Source organism: Frigoribacterium sp. NPDC087798 (genome assembly GCF_044742985.1).
Classification (GTDB): domain Bacteria; phylum Actinomycetota; class Actinomycetes; order Actinomycetales; family Microbacteriaceae; genus Frigoribacterium.
Window position 1 is genome coordinate 53,562 of record NZ_JBIUVP010000004.1, and the last position, 16,968, is coordinate 70,529.

A 16,968-nucleotide genomic window follows, 5' to 3' on the forward strand; every position below is an offset into this window, starting at 1 on the left:
GTCAGTCGACCTCCGGTTTGAGGGCCCTGATGTAGATGATCGAGAAGACCGCGCCGACGAGCAGCATGATCGTGGCGATGGCGGTCCCGAAGCCGAGCTGCGAGAACTGGAACGCCTCCTGGTAGGCCAGGATCGGCAGGGTCGTGCTGTTGACGCCGGGCCCGCCGCCGGTCATCACGTAGATCAAGGTGAACACCGAGAGCGTCTGCAACGTGGTCAGCATGAGGTTGGTCGAGATGCTCCGCCGGATGACCGGCAGCGTGATGAAGACCAGGCGTTGCCAACCGGTGGCGCCGTCGACCTCCGCCGACTCGGTGATCTCGGGGGGCACCTCCTGCACCGCCGCCGAGTAGACGAGCATCGAGAACGCGGCACCACGCCAGACGTTGGCGAGGATCACCGAGAGCATCGGCATCGCGTAGAGCCAGTTGGCGCCCGTGATGCCGAACCACGACAGGACCGTGTTGAGCGTGCCCGCGTCGTTGAAGAACGCGTACGCCGCGAAGGCGGCGACGATCTCGGGCAGCACCCACGCGGCGATGACGAACGTGCCGACGATCGAGCGCACGACCTTGTGGCCGTTCCGCATCAGTAGCGCGAGCCCCAGGCCGACGACGTTCTGGCCCACCACGGCCGAGAAGAAGACGAAGGCGAGCGTCAGCAGCACCGACTTCGGGAAGTCCGGGTCGGCGAACAGCTCGGTGTAGTTGCGGAGGCCGATGAACTCCGAGCCGCCGGCGGCGTAGCCGGTCAGCGACGCGTCGGTGAACGAGCCGTAGAAGCTCGAGATGACGGGCCCCAGCAGGAACAGGGCCAGCAGGACGAAGGCCGGGACGAGCGGCAGGGTGCGGGCGCCGGTGCGCAGGGCGCGCGCCTTCGACGCCCCCGCCCGGCGACCCGGCTTCTCGCCGTGGGGCCCGGGGCCGGGCCCGGAGGCCCCCGGTCGGCCGCTCTCACGGCCGACCGGGGTGGGGGCGATGGTCGCCATGTGGCTAGTCCCCCGCCTTCTGCGTCTGGTCCTCACCGACGATGCCGACCAGCTGGTCGTCGAAGGCGGCGGCCGCCTCCTCGGGGCTCTGCTGGCCCGTCATGACGGCCTCCATCGCGACGGTGATCTCGTTCGAGATGCGGCTGTAGTCGGTGGTCGCCGGACGGAAGTGCGTCACCGGCACGATCGACGAGAAGAACTCGAAGGTCGGGTTGCTGCCGACGTACTCGGGGTCCTCGGCGACGTCGCTGCGCACCGCGATCTGGCTGGCGGCGATGTCGTAGCTCTGCGAACCGTCCTTGTCGAGGGCGTCGGCGATGAACTCGAACGCCTTGTCGGGGTTCTTGGTCTTCGAGCCGACGGCCAGCGTCCAGCCGCCCGACATGCTCGTCGCACCCGGCTTCGCACCGTCCTGGGTGGGCATGGGCGCCTGGCCCATCACGTCGTTCCACTCGGGCCACGGGTTGGTGCCGGTCTCCAGCCAGGTGCCGCTCATCCACGATCCGTCGAGGGCGATCGCGAGCTTGCCCTGCGGGAGCCATTCCCCACCGACGATGGTGGCGATGTTGGTGTCCAGCGCCTCCTCGGGCTTCGGTCCGATGCCGCCCTGGTAGACGTCCTCGATGAAGCCGAGCGAGTCGACGAAGCCCTGCGAGTCGGTGAGCCACTTGCCGGTCTCGTCGTCGTACAGGGTGCCGGTCGGCGTGCCGTACAGCAGCATCTCGAAGCCCTGCATGGTCGCGCCCTCGCCCTGCGGCTTGCCCGAGTACACGTTGAGCGGGACCACGTCGGGCACCTTCGCCTTGACCGTCTCGGCCGCGTCGAGCACGTCCTGCCAGGTCTTCGGCTCCCACGGCACGGGCAGGCCGGCCTGCGCGAAGAGGTCCTTGTTGTACCAGAGCGCCCGGGTGTCGGTGCCCATCGGGATGCCGTAGGTCTTGCCGTCCTCGCCGACGCCGGCCTCCTTGGCGTTGTCGTAGAACGCGTCCCAGTCCTCCCACGCGTCGGTGTACTCGTCGAGCGGCAGCAGGTAGCCGGCGGCCGCGTCGCTCTTGACCTTGAAGGTGTCCTCGTACATGACGTCGGGCGCGGTGGCCGCCGACCGGTTCATCAGCGCGAGCTTGGTGAAGTAGTCGTCGTTCTGCGCCGCGATGGGCACGAACTCGACCTTCATGCCGGGGTTGGCCGCCTCGAAGGTCTTCGCGGTCTCCTTCATGTGGGCGTCCATCTGCGTGAACGTCCCGAACTTCTGGTACGCGACCTTGATGGTGTCGGAGTCGCCGTTGCCGGCGCCCCCCGAGCAACCCGAGGCCAGCAGGGCCGTGGCGACCGCTGCGGCGGCGACGGCCAGTGCGCGCTTGCGCCCCCGGACCGAGGTGAACGTGCGTGACATGGTGCTCCTTTGCTCCAGTCGCGTCGGCGCCGGGCTGCTCTGCCCGACCGCGATTCGATTACTACATCGTATGGAGTAACTCGTGTCAAGACGCCGGACCGCATCGGTCCGGTAACGGCGCACGAGCCGGGGAGGCGCGGGTCGGTAGCCCCGGAGGCGCGGGTCGCGACCGCAGGAGGCGCGGGTCGGGACCCGAGGAGGCGCGGGTCGGCCCCGTCAGGCGCGGATCAGCAGGGCGGAGGGTCGCGGCGAGAACGTCTGGTCGAGCACGAGGCAGGCGGCTCCGACGGCCGCGACGTCGATGCCGATCGACGACTCGACGAGCCGGATCGGGTGCTTCGGGATCAGCGCCGGGTCGTCGCGGAGCGCGGCCGGCAGCACCGCGAGGACGTGCCGCGACAGCGGCGCCCAGAACGGGCCGCCGAAGACGACCTCGTCGAGGTCGAGCAGGTTGACGATGGTCACGAGGGCACGCGCGAGGTGTCGGCCCGCGCCGTGCAGCACCCCGAGGGCGCCGGCGTCACCCAGGTCGGCCTTGCCGACCAGGGCGCCGAACGCCTCGTCGATGCGGCGCATGTCGACGTCGTCCCCGCTGCGAGCCGCCTCGGCGAGCGCCTCGTCCGAGACGTCCCCCTCGAGCAGCACTCCCGTGGCCGCGGCCTCCCGCACGAGGGCGTGCGGCGTGATGAGCTCCCCGACGCAGCCGATGCGCCCGCAGGTGCAGCGGTGGCCGTGGTCGTCGACCATCACATGCCCCGAGTCCCCCGCGTTCGCGCTGGCCCCGCGCAGCACGTCGCCGCCCAGCACGAGCCCGGTGCCGTAACCGGTGCCGTAGTAGACGAAGGCGAAGTCGCTGCGCTCACCCGCGCCTCCGTCGCTGAGCCACAGCTCGGCGACCGCGCAGGCCGTGACGTCCTTCTCGAGCAGCACCGGCAGACCGGTCGCCTCGCTGAGCGCCCGACGCAACGGCACGTGCCGCCAGAGGGGCATCATCGGGGGGTCGAGCACGAGACCCGGCTCGATGTCGACCGGGCCGGGCGAGGCGATGCCGACCCCCAGCAGCAGGTCGCGGTCGACGCCGCTCGTGACGACCAGTCCGTCGATGGCCCGTGCCATCAGGGCCACCACCTCGTCGGGTTCGCTGGCCGAGGGCGTCAACTCTCGGGCGTGGGCGACGACCGTGCCGACGAGGTCGAGCAGGACGAACGTCAGCACGGCGGGGTCGATGTGCACGCCCACGGCGAACCGCCCGCGGGACTCGAGCTGCAGCATGGTGCGGGGCTTGCCGGGACCGCTGATGACGGTGCCGCTCTCGCGGATGAGCCCCGCCTCGATCAGTCGGCGCGAGACGTTCGTCACGGCCTGGGGGCTGAGTCCGGTGCGCCCGGCGATCTCGGTCCGGCTGAGGCCCGCGCTTTCCCGCCGGATGGCGTCGAGCACGACCGACCGGTTGTAGCCGCCGATCGCCGGCAGGTTCGTCCCGCGGTTCATTCTCGTCATCATCCACGACGTCGGGGGGTCGCGCGCGCACCACCGCCGGTCATCCGCCCGACGGTGGTGCCCGTCGGGACGCCCCGTTACCCTGAACGCATGTCTGGACTGCGCCTCGAAGAACTGTCCGCCGCCACCGTCGTCGCGGCCAACAACCTCACCCTCAAGCCGGGGCAAGAGCAGTTCGTCGCCCCCGTCTCGCACTCGATCGCCGAGGCGTACGTCAACCCGACCACCGCCTGGCCCCGCGTCGTGGTCGACGACGACGGCACGGTGGTCGGCTTCATCATGGGCAACTTCGACGCCGAGGCCGACGACGAGGCGCTGCGCAGCTGCATCTGGCGCATCAACGTCGAGGCCGACGCCCAGGGCCGGGGCATCGGCCGGTTCGCCGTGCACGCCCTCGCCGACGAGGCCCGCAGCCGCGGCTTCGACCGGGTCACCGTCATCTACGAGCCGGGTGACGACGGGCCCGAGGACTTCTTCCACCACATCGGCTTCGAGGTCATCGGCGAGACGCCCTACGGCGAGCACGTCGCGGGGCTGACCCTGGCGTCGTCGCAGGTCTGAGCCGGCACCGCGCGAGGCCGACGACGTGACCCCGGGCGCCTCGCCCCACGGCGGCGAGCCCGCGCCGCACCCCGGCCCCGACCCCGGGCCCGCCCCCGACCCCGACCCCGACCCCGACGACTTCGTCTCGCAGGTCGTCGCCGTCGTCGAGTCGATCCCGCCGGGCCACGTGATGACCTACGGGTCGGTCGCCGCCGCCCTGGGGTCGCGGGCCTCCCGTGCCGTCGGCCAGGTGATGGCCTACGCCGGGGCCGACCTGCCCTGGTGGCGGGTGATCCGCGCCTCGGGCCATGCCCCGCGCGACCACGAGCAGCGCGCCCTCGAGCAGTACCGGGTCGAGGGCACGCCTCTGCTGTGGAGCCGGTCGGGCACCTTCCGCGTCGATCTGGAGCGCGCCTCCCACCGTCCCTGAGCGACTGCGCCACGAACCACCGGCATCACCGGGACGGGCGTGTTCGTCGGAGGCGGTCGTCCACGACCGCCCGCCTCCCCCGAAGCCGCCCGCCGTCGCCCGGGTCGCCTCAGCGCGTCCGGTCGTAGGGGGTCGTGGTCGAAACGGCGACCAGACCCGACCGCTCGAGGATCGGACGCGAGTCGTCGGTCGAGTCGCTGTGCACGAGGGTCTTGCCCTGCGCGAGGGCAGAACGCGCGCGCGCCGCGGTCAACGCCCGGTAGATGCCCCGGTAGCGGTACGCCTCGAGCGTGGCGCCGCCCCAGATGCCGACGAAGTCCGTGCCGGGGACGGGTTCGAGCCGGCCTCCGCTGACCATCCGGCCGTCGACCTCGGCGACCCAGAGCTCCATGCCGTCGCCGCGGCCCAACCGGGACAGCAGCGCGTCGGCCATCCGCGCGTCGACCGCCTCGCCGAACGCCTCGTCGACCATCGCACTCATCGCCCGCACGTCCGCCTCGGTGGTTACCCGACGCACCGTCACGCCCTCGGGCACCTCGCCGAGGTCCGCGAGCGCGGCGAGCGGCCCGATCATGATCGACTCGGGCTCGCCGGCTTCGAAGCCCGAGGCCACGAGCGCGTCGTGGAGCCCGGGGGCACGGTCGTGCCCGCGGGTCTTCCACTCGACCCGGGTGATCTCGTCGTCGGCGTCGAAGTGCTCGACGGCGGCCGCCACCAGCGCGCGGACCGCGTCGGCGTCCGCGTCGCCGAGGTCGCGGTAGGTGACGAACCCGCGACCACCGGCGAAGGTGACGAGCCGCAACGGACCGTGGCGGGTGACCGCGATCGCGCTCGGCGTCTCGGCGTCGGTGCGGAGTTGCTCGTCGTAGGCCTGCAGGTAGCTCGTCGCGTCGGTCATCGAGGCCACGCTAGCCGAGCCCGAACGGCGGGCGGGGCCCGCCGTCCGGGCCCCGCCTCACACGAGCGAGTCGCGCCACGCGGCGTGGAGCTGCGCGAAGCGGCCGGTGCCCGCGATCAGGTCGTCGGGGGTGCCGTCCTCGACGATCTTGCCGTGCTCCATCACGAGCACCCGGTCGGCGATCGCGACCGTCGACAGGCGGTGCGCGATGATGACGGCGGTGCGGTCGGCGAGCAGCGTCTGCAGGGCCTCTTGCACCATGCGCTCGGACGGGATGTCGAGCGACGCGGTCGCCTCGTCGAGGATCAGCACGCTCGGGTTCGCGATGAACGCCCGGGCGAACGACAGCAACTGGCGTTGCCCGGCCGACACCCGGCCGCCGCGCTTGTTCACGTCGGTGTCGTACCCGTCGGGCAGGGCCTCGATGAACTCGTGCGCCCCGACCGCCTTCGCCGCCCGCACGATCTCGTCGCGCGTCGCGTCGGGCTTGCCGAGCGAGATGTTGTCGGCCACCGAACCCGAGAAGAGGTACGCCTCCTGCGTCACCATGACGATGGCGCGGCGGAGGTCCTTCGGGTGCAGGTCGCGCAGGTCGACGCCGTCGAGCGTCACGGCACCGCGCGTCGGGTCGTAGAAGCGCGAGATGAGCTTCGCCAACGTCGACTTGCCGGCCCCCGTCGACCCGACGAGGGCGATGGTCTGCCCCGCCGGCACGTGGAGGTCGAAGCCGGGCAGCACGACCGTGTCGGCGTTGTAGGCGAACTCGACGTCGTCGAAGTGCACCTGCCCCTTGGCGTCCCACAGGTCGACCGGGCGCGTCGGGTCGGGCACGCTCGGCTGCTCCTCGAGCACGCCCGAGATCTTCTCGAGCGCGGCGGACGCCGACTGGTAGCCGTTGTAGAACATGGCCATCTCTTCGGCCGGGTCGAAGAACCGCTTCGCGTACAGCGCCACCGCCAGCAGGGCACCGATCTCGAGCGAGCCGTCGATCACCCGGAAGCCGCCGAACAGCACGACCGCCGCAAGGGTCGCGTTGCCGATGAGTACCAGGCCCGGGTCGAAGGTGCCGAACAGCGTGAACACCTTCGAGTTGGCCTGCCGGTAGTCCTCGACGTGACCGGCGTACTCCTTCTCGTTGCGCGCCTCCTTGCGGAAGGCCTGCACGGCGCGCATGCCCGTCATCGTCTCGACGAAGTGCACGATGACGCGAGCGCTCGTGACGCGCGTGGCCCGGAACAGCTTCTGCGAGCGCACCTGGAACCACCGGGTCAACGCGACGAGCGGCACGAGGGCGACGGCGAGGACGAGGCCGCTCTGCGGGTCGAGCGCGACCAGGGCGACGGCGGTGAAGACCATGTACAGCAGGCCCGACACGAGCTGGTTGATGCCCGAGTCGAGCAGCTCGCGGATCGAGTCCAGGTCGCTCGTCTGGCGCGAGATGATGCGGCCCGACGTGTACGTCTCATGGAACTCGAGGCTGAGCCGCTGCGTGTGCAGGAACAGCCGCTTGCGCAGGTCGAACAGGATCGCCTGGCTGATGCGCGCCGACAGCACCGTGTACTGCGCCATCAGCACCGCACCGATCACGCCGGTCACCAGGTAGGCGACCACGACGAGGATCGCCGGTGCCCAGTCCTGGTCGTCCATCAGGGCCGGCAGGGCGGTGTCGATGCCGATCGCGATCAGGGCCGGCCCCGCGACCTGCGAGGCCGTGCTGATCACGACGACGACGCCCATCAACGCGAGTCGCCAGCGCAGCGGGTGCACGAGCGAGCCGAGGAGGCGCAGCGACCGACGGCGGAGCCTCTTGCTCTCGTCCTTGGTGAAGTTCTCGCGCTCCTCGCCGCGGACGCCCTGCGTCGTCGAGCCCTGCTCGGCGCGCCTCTCGGCCGGCGTGCGGCCGTCCAACGCCTCGCGCTCGACGGGGCCGTCGGCGACCGCCGGACGATCGGGACGGTCGTCCTCGAGTGTCGTGTCGGTCATGCGAGCACCTCCTCTCGGGTGGTGGTGGAGTCGTCGTCGAGCGACGAGATGACGTAGCGGTAGTGCTCGTTGCTCGCGATGAGGTCGGAGTGCCGGCCCACCGCGGTGACCGTGCCGTTCTGGAGCAGCGCGACCCGGTCGGCCAGGGTGACCGTCGACGGCCGGTGCGCGACGATCAGCGAGGTCGTGGACGCGAGCACGCGTCGCAGACCGGCCTCGACCCGCGCCTCGGTGTCGACGTCGAGGGCCGACAACGGGTCGTCGAGCACCAGCACGGCCGGGCGCGCGGCGATGGCCCGTGCCAGCGCGAGGCGCTGACGCTGGCCGCCGGACAGGCTGAGGCCCTCTTCACCCACGCGGGTGTCGACGCCCTCGGGGAGCCGCTCGACGAAGTCGGCCTGCGCGATCTCGAGTGCCTCGCGCATCACCCGGTCGGCCTCGTCGGCGTCGTCGGCGAGGTCGGGGCGACCGAGCAGGACGTTGTCACGGACGGACGCGCTGAACAGCGTCGCGTCCTCGAACGCCATGCCGATGTGACGGCGGAGCTCTTCACGGCTGAGGTCGCGGACGTCGACACCGTCGATCAGGACCTGCCCGCCGGTGACGTCGTAGAGCCGGGACACGAGCGACAGGAGCGTCGTCTTGCCCGAACCGGTGAGACCGACGAGGGCCATCGTCTCGCCGGGCTCGACGACGAGGTCGACCCCGTTGACGAGGTCGGAGAACTGGGCCGGCGAGTCCTGGTAGCGGAAGTGCGTGCCCTTGAACTCGAGTCGACCGTGGGGTTCGGCGATCGTCGCCGGGTCCTCGGGGTCGGTCACCGTGTTCTCGCTGTCCATCACCTCGAAGTAGCGGTCGACGGCCGTGCGGGTGTCGAAGGTCATCGAGAGGAGGAAGCCGATCGACTCGACCGGCCAGCGCAGCACGGTCGCCGTCGCGAAGAAGGCGAAGAGCTGGCCGACGGTCAGCTGGCCGTCGGCGGCCAACCAGACGCCGCCGAGCAGACAGAGCGCGAAGGCGACGTCGGGGACGAGCAGCAGCCAGAGCCACAGCTTCGAGATGGCCTTCGCCTTCTCGATCTCGGTCCCGCGGAGGTCCTCGGCCTGCTTGGCGAACTCGCGCAGCGAGTGCTTGCCGCGACCGAAGGCCTTGAGCACGCGGATGCCGTGGACGCTCTCCTCGACGCTGGTCGCCAGGTCGCCGACCTGGTCCTGGCTGCGGCGGGCGACGACCGAGTAGCGCTTCTCGAACGCGAAGCTGACGAAGAACACGGGCAGCGACGCCACGAGGAAGACGAGGCCGAGCACCCAGCTGTACGAGAACAGGACGACGAAGCCGACGACGATCGTGAGCACGTTGACGACGAGCAGGACGACACCGAACGCGAGCCAGCGGCGGATGAGGCTCAGGTCGCTGACCGACCGGCTGAGCAGCTGACCGCTCTGCCAGCGGTCGTGGAACGCCACCGGCAGGTCTTGCAACTTGGCGTAGAGGGCGTTGCGCATGGTCGCCTCGACGTGCGTGCTCGGTGTGAGCACCAGGCGACGGCGGGCACCGATCAGGATCGCCTCGGCCACTCCGAGGCCCAGCACGACGGCGAACGCGGGCCAGACCTGCGATCGGTCACCGCTCGACAGGGGGCCGTCGACGAGCAGTTGCAGGACGAGGGGGATCAGCAGGGCGACGACGGCGGCGAGCAGGGCCGCGACCATGCCCAGCACGATGCGGGGCAGGGCCGGCTTGACGTAGGGGTGGAGCCGCACGAGCGACTGCACCGTCGAGGGGCGCTTCGCCGGGTCGGGCGGGCGTGCGGACGAGGACTTCTGAGACATGGGTGATCCAAGTGTCGTGATCTGGCACGGGCGACCGAACGGAGCGGTGACCCGTGGTGGAGAAGGTGGTGCGGCGACCGTCCGGGGAGGACGCGCGGTCCCGCGGTCGCGCCCGGAGACGTCGGCGGGCGGTGTGTCGGAGGGGTGCCGGTGGGCGGCGGACCGTCTCGTCTAGACGATCGGCGCCGGGCTCGGAGACGCCGAGGAGGCGCGACCCACGCGAGCACCGTCGGTGGCCGTGCCCACCGTGGTCAGTGTCGTCGTCGTCATCATGTCCTCCTGAGTGTCGTCATCCGTCCGTGCGGTCGTGTCCGACCGGCTGTGAGCAGCCTTACAGGATATGCGTGCCGTCGACTCCGCCGCAAGACGGAACGGTTCGGAATCGTGGACGACGCGACGCGCGCCTCCGGGGCCCCGGGCGACGAAGGCCTAGTGGAAGAAGTGGCGCTCGCCCGTGAAGTACATGGTCACGCCGGCAGCCTTCGCCGCGGCCACGACCTCGTCGTCGCGGATCGACCCGCCGGGCTGGACGACCGCGGCCACGCCGGCGTCGAGCAGCACCTGCAGGCCGTCGGCGAAGGGGAAGAACGCGTCGGACGCCGCGACCGACCCGGCGGCACGTGCACCGGCGCGGTCGACCGCGAGGTGGCACGAGTCGACGCGGTTGACCTGGCCCATGCCCACCCCGACGGACGCGCCGCCCGAGGCGAGCAGGATCGCGTTCGACTTGACGGCGCGCGAGGCCTTCCAGGCGAACTCGAGGTCGGCTCTCGTCGAGGCGTCGGCCTCGTCGCCGGCCACCAGCGTCCAGCCGTCGGACGTGAACGCGTCGAACCGGTCGGCGTCCTGGACGAGCAGGCCACCCGAGATCTGCTTGACCTCGCGCGCGTCGCGGGTGAAGTCGGCGGGCAGGGTCAGCAGGCGGATGTTCTTCTTCGCGCTGAGGATCTCGACGGCCTCGGGGTCGAACGCCGGGGCGATGACGACCTCGGTGAAGATGTCCGCGACGGTCTCGGCCATGGCGCGGGTCACCGGGCGGTTGGCCGCGATGACGCCGCCGAACGCGGAGACGGGATCGCAGGCGTGCGCCCGCTGGTGCGCGTCGGCGATGGCGTCAACGGCGTCGGGCGAGGCCACGGCGATGCCGCACGGGTTCGCGTGCTTGATGATCGCGACGGCGGGCTCGTCGAAGTCGTAGGCGGCGCGCAGGGCCGCGTCCGCGTCGACGTAGTTGTTGTACGACATCTCCTTGCCGTGCAGCTGCGTCGCCTGCGCGATGCCGTGCGCGCCGGGCGTCGCGTAGATCGCGGCCGCCTGGTGGGAGTTCTCGCCGTAGCGGAGGGTGTCCTGCAGCTCGGCCGAGACGGTGACCGTGGGCTCGAAGCCGGCCCGCGCCTCCTGCTGGTCGACGACGGACGAGGAGGCGCGGGTCGCCGCGGCGGACGCGTCGGCCTCGGCGCGCACACCCACGTGTGCGGCGAAGTACGCCGCGACTGCCGTGTCGTACGCGGCCGTGTGGGCGAAGGCCTCGCCGGCCAGGCGCTGACGCTGGGCGAGGGTCGTGCCCCCCAGCGTGAGCGCCTTCTCGATCTGCGGGTAGTTCGTCGGCGAGACGACGATCGCGACGTTGGCGTGGTTCTTCGCGGCGGCCCGGACCATCGCGGGCCCCCCGATGTCGACGTTCTCGATGACGGTCGGCACGTCGGCACCCGAGGCGACGGTCTCGACGAACGGGTAGAGGTTGACGACGACGAGCTCGAACGCGGCGATGTCGAGTTCGGCCAGCTGCGCCTCGTGCGACTCGAGCCGCAGGTCGGCGAGGATGCCGGCGTGCACCGCGGGGTGCAGCGTCTTGACGCGGCCGTCCAGCGACTCGGGGAACCCGGTGACGCTGCTGACCTCGGTGACGGCGTGGCCGGCGTCCCGGATGGTCTGGGCGGTCGAGCCGGTCGACACGATCTCGACGCCGGAGGCCGAGAGGGCGGCGGCCAGGTCGAGCAGGCCGGTCTTGTCGCTGACGCTGATCAGGGCACGACGCACGGTCACGGCGTCACGGTCGCGGTAGAGGCTGGGGTCGATGGCGTGGCCGCTCATGCGGTGGGCTCCTGTTCGAGTGTGGTCGTTCCGTTGGCGATGTCGAGCACGGTCTGGACGAGCAGTTCGCGCTCGACGACCTTGATGCGGTCGTGCAGCGACGACTCGTCGTCGCCGGGCAGGACCGGGATGCGACGCTGGGCGAGGATCGGGCCGCTGTCGACGCCCTCGTCGACGACGATGACGCTCGCGCCCGTCTGCTCGACGCCCGCCGCGAGCGCGTCGCGCACGCCGTGCGCGCCGGGGAACTCGGGCAGGTAGGCGGGGTGCGTGTTGATCAGGTTCGGTGCCAGGGCGGCGACGACCCGTGGCGGCACGAGTCGCATGAAACCGCTGAGCACGACGAGGTCGGGCTGCCACTGCTCGATCTGGGCCAGCAGCTCGTCACCCCAGGCGGCACGGTCGGCGAAGTTCGAGAAGGCGACCGAGAAGGTCGGCACCCCGAAGTGCTCGGCGTGCTCGAAGCCGTCGGCCTCGCGGTCGGCGCCGACGGCGACCACCCGGGCGGGGTACTCGGCGTCGCTCGCGGCCTCGAGCAGAGCCCGGAGGTTCGAGCCGCCACCGGAGATGAGCACCACGAGCTTCAGCACCCGGCAAGCCTAGCGGCCCGGGCGCGCGCACCGGAGGGCGGTGGCGGCCATGGTCCCCGTGCGGCGGCGGTGGTGGTGGATGCGGTGGCGGTCCGTCGGACGACGGCGTCAGCGCGTGATGCCCTCTATGCGCTCGGTGTCGTCGCCGTCGCGCCGCAGGGTGGTCCCGGGCACAGGGCCCGTCGGCGTGTCGTCGTCGACGAGCGGGTCGTCGTGCCGCTTCGCATCGGAACCGTCCGGCGTCGTCTCGGCTCGATCACCCGCGAACCTCGGTGGCGTCACGACCATCGCGAGCACGCCGGCGACGGCGAACTCGAGCGCCGCGAACCCGCCGACCAGCAGCGGGTCGGGTCCGACGTAGGTCAGGCGTCCGGGCCCGGCCGAGCCCGAGGCCGCCCAGGCGAGCAGGCCGAGCAGCGTTCCCCCGACGACCCCGCCGACGACCGCGACGACGATGCGACGGACCAGGTCGTCGACCCCGTACCCGGTGAGCATCCGGTGCAGCCGCGGCCTCAGGAGGGTCGCGCAGACGTACGCGGCGACGACCGGGACCAGCAGCCCGACGAAACCGAACGTCAGGTCGGCGGTGGGCAGGGCGCCGAGGAAGGGGATCGCGGGCATCGGGCCGACGGCGGTGCCCAGGGGCGAGATCGACGACCCGGTGCCGATGGCGAAGCCTGGGCCGACCAGCCACGACGCCGCCCACACGACGACGTCGGGGAGCAGGGCGAGTTGACCGAGCGTCAACGCGAGCCCTCCGAGGAACCCGCCGTGCGCGCCTTCGTACAGGGTGATGATCTGGGCGTAGTTCGTCACGATCAGCACCGAGACGATCAGGGCCGACACGGCCAGGACGGCGGATGCGGCCACGGTCCCGAGCCGCAGTCCGGCGGCCGCGATGCCGGTCACCTGTCGGGGCAGTCGCGACAGGAGGCCGATCACGGCACCGGTCACGGGGTCGGCGGCCTCGCCCCGACGCCGACGCGTGACCTCCGCCATGGCCACGACCGGCACGGCGTACACGAGCGCGGGCAGGAGCGTGCCCTGCCACAACGACGGGCGTGCGAGCTCGTGCTGCGCGGAGGCCGCCAGGGCGAGGGACAGCAGGCCGAAGGTGCCGATGGTCACGAGCACGCCCGTCAGGCGGTGCGCGGTCTCGGCCGCGGCGCGGCCCGCGCGGATGCCCATCAGCACCGTGAGCAGGGCGAAGCCGAGCGCGGCCAGCGAGATGACGATGGGGGCGTCCGCCCCGGGGATGCCGGTCGCCGCGGCTGCGTCGGCGCTGAGCTGGACGGTCAGGTCGGCGCCGTGCCCGACGAGCCACGAGTCGACGGCTGCGCGCCAGAAGACGACCCAGTCGATCTGCAGGCCGTACTGGAACGCCCAGAGCGAGGTCAGCACGACGAGGGGGATGCCGACGCCGATGGCCACGACGAGCAGGGCTTCGAGCGCGGAGAAGAGAGCGGTGACTGGGCGGTTCATCGCGAGCGACTGTACCGGTGCCGACCGGGGCCGGCCTGCTGCCCCGCCGCCCGCCACGACGACGCCGCTCCGCACCCGCCGGCCCGCACGCACGACGACGGGCGTGTCCGTCGTGACCGGCGTCCGAGGACGACCAGCCGTGACGAACACGCCCGTGGAGGAGGCGCGGGTCGGCCCCTACAGGGAGGCGTAGACCTCGCGGAGCAGCGCCGCGGTCTCGCTCGGCGTCTTGCCGACCTTGACGCCGGCGGCTTCGAGCGCCTCTTTCTTCGCCTGGGCGGTGCCGGCCGAGCCGGACACGATCGCACCGGCGTGGCCCATCGTCTTGCCCTCGGGGGCGGTGAAGCCCGCGACGTAGCCGACGACGGGCTTGGTGACGTGTGCCTTGATGTAGTCGGCGGCACGCTCTTCGGCGTCGCCGCCGATCTCGCCGATCATGACGATCGCCTTGGTGTCGGGGTCGGCCTCGAACGCCTCGAGGGCGTCGATGTGCGTCGTGCCGATGACCGGGTCGCCACCGATGCCGATGGCGGTCGAGAAGCCGAGGTCGCGCAGCTCGAACATCATCTGATAGGTCAGGGTGCCCGACTTCGAGACCAGGCCGATGGGCCCCGAGCCCGAGATCGAGGCGGGCGTGATGCCCACCAGCGACTCGCCGGGCGTGATGATGCCGGGGCAGTTCGGGCCGATGATGCGGGTCGTCCCGCCCTTGGCCTTGGCGAGCGCCCAGAACTCGGCGCTGTCCTGCACGGGGATGCCCTCGGTGATGACGACGACGAGCGGCACCTCGGCCTCGATGGCCTCGACGACGGCGTCCTTGGCGAACGCCGGCGGCACGAAGACGATCGAGACGTCCGCGCCGGTCTCGGCGACGGCCTCGGTCACGGTACCGAAGACGGGGAGCTCGACGTCACCGTGGGTGACGGTCGTGCCGGCCTTGCGGGCGTTCACGCCGCCCACGACCTGCGTGCCCGCCTTGAGCATGAGGGCGGTGTGCTTGGTGCCCTCGCCGCCGGTGATGCCCTGGACGATGACCTTGCTGTCCTTGTTGAGGAAGATCGACATTGTTCTGTGCAGTCCTTACTTCGAAGCCAGCTCGGCGGCCTTGTCGGCAGCCTCGTCCATGGTCGCGACGACGGTGACCAGCGGGTGCGCCGCCTCCGCCAGGATGCGTCGACCCTCGTCGACGTTGTTGCCGTCGAGTCGCACGACGAGCGGCTTGGTGGCCGCGTCGCCGAGGATGCCGAGGGCGGCGACGATGCCGTTGGCGACCGCGTCACAGGCGGTGATGCCACCAAAGACGTTGACGAAGACGCTCTTGACCTGGGCGTCGCCCAGGATCACGTCGAGCCCCGCCGCCATGACCTCGGCGCTCGCTCCGCCGCCGATGTCGAGGAAGTTGGCGGGCTTGACGCCGCCGTGCGCCTCGCCGGCGTACGCGACGACGTCGAGCGTCGACATGACGAGACCTGCACCGTTGCCGATGATGCCGACCTCGCCGTCGAGCTTCACGTAGTTGAGGCCGGCGGCCTTGGCCTTCGCCTCGAGCGGGTCGGCCGCGTCGGCGTCCTCGAGCTCGGCGTGGCCGGGGTGACGGAACTCGGCGTTCTCGTCGATGGAGACCTTGCCGTCGAGGGCGACGATGTCGCCCTGCTCGGTGAGCACGAGCGGGTTGACCTCGACGAGGGTCGCGTCCTCGCCCTCGTAGACGGCGTAGAGCTTCACCAGGACGGGGGCGACCTTCTCGACGAGCTCGTCGGGGAACCCGCCGGCCTTCGCGATCTCGGTGGCCTTCGCGAGGTCGATGCCCGCGCGGGGGTCGACCTCGATGCGCGCCAACGCGTCGGGCTTCTCGACGGCGAGCTGCTCGATCTCCATGCCGCCCTCGACGCTGCAGAGCGACAGGTACGAACGGTTGGCACGGTCGAGCAGCACCGAGAAGTAGAACTCGCGGGCGATCTGGGCGCCGCCGGCGATCATGACGCGCTTGACGACGTGGCCCTTGATGTCGAGCCCGAGGATGTCCTTCGCCGCGGCCTCGGCGTCGTCCGGGGTCTTCGCCACCTTGACGCCGCCAGCCTTGCCGCGGCCGCCGACCTTGACCTGGGCCTTCACGACGGTGACGCCACCCAGCCTCTCGGACGCCGCTCGCGCCTCCTCGGGGGTGTCGGCCACGATGCCCGGCAGCACGGGCACGCCGTACTGCTCGAACAGGTCTCTGGCCTGGTACTCGAAAAGATCCACGCTGTTCTTCCAATCCGCATCGCTGCGTTGTCTCACCATGATCCGTCTCGACATCGAGCCATCTCGACATGAAGACATATGGGCCGCGGTCAGCCTAGCGGGCGACCCCAGGGGTACGCCGAGCGTGGCGTCTGCTGTGAGCATCGGGGGCCCGCTGCCGCCTGGGGAGTAGACGAGAGACACCCCCGACAGAACCAGAAGACGGAGACACGCATGTCGAAAGAGAAGAACCTCGCCACGCAGGAGCGCCTCGGCGAGATCCTGACCGCCCGTGAGATCGACCGCCTCGGCGAAGGTTTCCACGCCGACGTCGTCGACCACGACCCGGCCCCCGACGCACCCGCCGGCCTCGCCGGCATCCAGGCCTTCTGGACCGAGTTCTTCGCGGCCTTCCCCGACGCCGACCTCGCGGTCGAGACCCTCGTCGCCGACGACGAGAACGTCACCGCCGTCTTCACGATCTCGGGCACGCACACCGGCACGTTCCAGGGCGCGGAACCCACGGGCAAGTCGTTCACCGTGCGCGGCATCCAGGTCGGCCGGTTCGACGAGGACGGCCTGCTCGTCGAGCGCTGGGGCGCCACCGACGAGGCCGGCATGAAGCAGCAGCTCGGTCTGGCCTGAGCCGCTCCCCCACCACCCCGCACCGCCTTCGAGAGGACGCATCATGAGCGACACCAACACCCCCGCAGCATCGGGCGAGCAGCCCTACGACCAGGCCGACGAGTTCGCCGAGTCCGAGCAGATCGCGACGAACGACGCCGTGGCCGGCGAGACGGTCTTCCCCGGCGTCGGCGAGGGCAATGACGGCCCCACCGGTGGCGCGCCCCGCGAGGGCTCGCCCGAGTACGCCTCGAACGACCTCGAGGGCGACGAGATCGACCTCGACGAGACCGAGTGACCTCGGTCACCACCGTCTGACGACGCCCCCGCCGCAGCTCGCGGCGGGGCGTCGTCGCGTCACGGCTCCTCCCCCGCCCTGCGTCAGCGG

General features: G+C 71.2%; 15 protein-coding genes. 4 read left to right on the forward strand and 11 right to left on the reverse strand.

The window, feature by feature from the left end; translation table 11 throughout:
- Position 1: 1 nt before the first annotated feature.
- The 3 genes from ACIOSR_RS11800 to ACIOSR_RS11810 all read right to left on the reverse strand — a co-directional run bounded on the left by ACIOSR_RS11800 (position 2) and on the right by ACIOSR_RS11810 (position 3,872).
- Positions 2-988 carry a carbohydrate ABC transporter permease gene (locus ACIOSR_RS11800; RefSeq protein ID WP_402752720.1) on the reverse strand — a complete coding sequence of 329 codons (987 nt, stop codon included), beginning with the start codon at positions 986-988 and terminating at the stop codon, positions 2-4.
- A gap of 4 nt (positions 989-992) precedes the next feature.
- A complete protein-coding gene (locus ACIOSR_RS11805; RefSeq protein ID WP_402752721.1) occupies positions 993-2,381 on the reverse strand; it encodes an extracellular solute-binding protein in 1,389 nt (462 codons plus the stop codon).
- A gap of 216 nt (positions 2,382-2,597) precedes the next feature.
- On the reverse strand, positions 2,598-3,872 hold the full coding sequence (locus ACIOSR_RS11810; RefSeq protein WP_402752722.1) for an ROK family protein: 1,275 nt from the start codon (positions 3,870-3,872) through the stop codon (positions 2,598-2,600).
- A 99-nt stretch (positions 3,873-3,971) separates the two neighbouring features.
- On the opposite strand from ACIOSR_RS11810, the gene ACIOSR_RS11815 reads away from it, so the two are divergent.
- Together ACIOSR_RS11815 and ACIOSR_RS11820 are read left to right on the forward strand one after the other, a co-directional pair.
- Positions 3,972-4,442, forward strand: a complete 471-nt coding sequence (locus ACIOSR_RS11815; RefSeq protein ID WP_159825071.1) for an N-acetyltransferase — start codon at positions 3,972-3,974, stop codon at positions 4,440-4,442.
- A 25-nt stretch (positions 4,443-4,467) separates the two neighbouring features.
- Positions 4,468-4,854 (forward strand): MGMT family protein, encoded by a 387-nt coding sequence (locus tag ACIOSR_RS11820; protein ID WP_402752723.1) that lies wholly within the window; start codon positions 4,468-4,470, stop codon positions 4,852-4,854.
- A gap of 109 nt (positions 4,855-4,963) precedes the next feature.
- On the opposite strand, the gene ACIOSR_RS11825 is transcribed toward ACIOSR_RS11820, so the two are convergent.
- The 8 genes from ACIOSR_RS11825 to sucC all read right to left on the reverse strand — a co-directional run bounded on the left by ACIOSR_RS11825 (position 4,964) and on the right by sucC (position 15,977).
- Complete coding sequence (locus tag ACIOSR_RS11825; RefSeq protein WP_402752724.1) at positions 4,964-5,752, reverse strand: GNAT family N-acetyltransferase; 789 nt, start codon at positions 5,750-5,752, stop codon at positions 4,964-4,966.
- A gap of 57 nt (positions 5,753-5,809) precedes the next feature.
- Positions 5,810-7,735 (reverse strand): ABC transporter ATP-binding protein, encoded by a 1,926-nt coding sequence (locus tag ACIOSR_RS11830; protein ID WP_402752725.1) that lies wholly within the window; start codon positions 7,733-7,735, stop codon positions 5,810-5,812.
- Positions 7,732-9,567: an ABC transporter ATP-binding protein gene (locus ACIOSR_RS11835; RefSeq protein ID WP_056043391.1), complete on the reverse strand. Its 1,836-nt coding sequence runs from the start codon at positions 9,565-9,567 to the stop codon at positions 7,732-7,734. Before ACIOSR_RS11835 ends, ACIOSR_RS11830 begins: the two co-directional genes overlap by 4 nt.
- 429 nt (positions 9,568-9,996) lie before the next feature.
- Positions 9,997-11,661 carry a bifunctional phosphoribosylaminoimidazolecarboxamide formyltransferase/IMP cyclohydrolase gene (purH, locus tag ACIOSR_RS11840; RefSeq protein WP_402752726.1) on the reverse strand — a complete coding sequence of 555 codons (1,665 nt, stop codon included), beginning with the start codon at positions 11,659-11,661 and terminating at the stop codon, positions 9,997-9,999.
- Entirely contained in the window at positions 11,658-12,251 is a 594-nt protein-coding gene (purN, locus tag ACIOSR_RS11845; protein ID WP_054147430.1) for a phosphoribosylglycinamide formyltransferase, read from the reverse strand. The genes purH and purN overlap by 4 nt, the downstream gene beginning before the upstream one ends.
- Positions 12,252-12,359: 108 nt before the next feature.
- On the reverse strand, positions 12,360-13,733 hold the full coding sequence (locus ACIOSR_RS11850; protein ID WP_402752727.1) for a DUF6350 family protein: 1,374 nt from the start codon (positions 13,731-13,733) through the stop codon (positions 12,360-12,362).
- Positions 13,734-13,910: 177 nt separating this feature from the next.
- Positions 13,911-14,798, reverse strand: coding sequence for a succinate--CoA ligase subunit alpha (gene sucD / locus ACIOSR_RS11855; protein ID WP_043594275.1), 888 nt, complete (start codon positions 14,796-14,798; stop codon positions 13,911-13,913).
- A 15-nt stretch (positions 14,799-14,813) separates the two neighbouring features.
- On the reverse strand, positions 14,814-15,977 hold the full coding sequence (sucC, locus tag ACIOSR_RS11860; protein WP_402752728.1) for an ADP-forming succinate--CoA ligase subunit beta: 1,164 nt from the start codon (positions 15,975-15,977) through the stop codon (positions 14,814-14,816).
- Positions 15,978-16,190: 213 nt separating this feature from the next.
- On the opposite strand from sucC, the gene ACIOSR_RS11865 reads away from it, so the two are divergent.
- On the forward strand, positions 16,191-16,601 hold the full coding sequence (locus ACIOSR_RS11865) for an ester cyclase (protein ID WP_056043403.1): 411 nt from the start codon (positions 16,191-16,193) through the stop codon (positions 16,599-16,601).
- A 43-nt stretch (positions 16,602-16,644) separates the two neighbouring features.
- A complete protein-coding gene (locus ACIOSR_RS11870; RefSeq protein WP_056043406.1) occupies positions 16,645-16,878 on the forward strand; it encodes a hypothetical protein in 234 nt (77 codons plus the stop codon).
- The last annotated feature ends 90 nt before the right edge of the window (positions 16,879-16,968 follow it).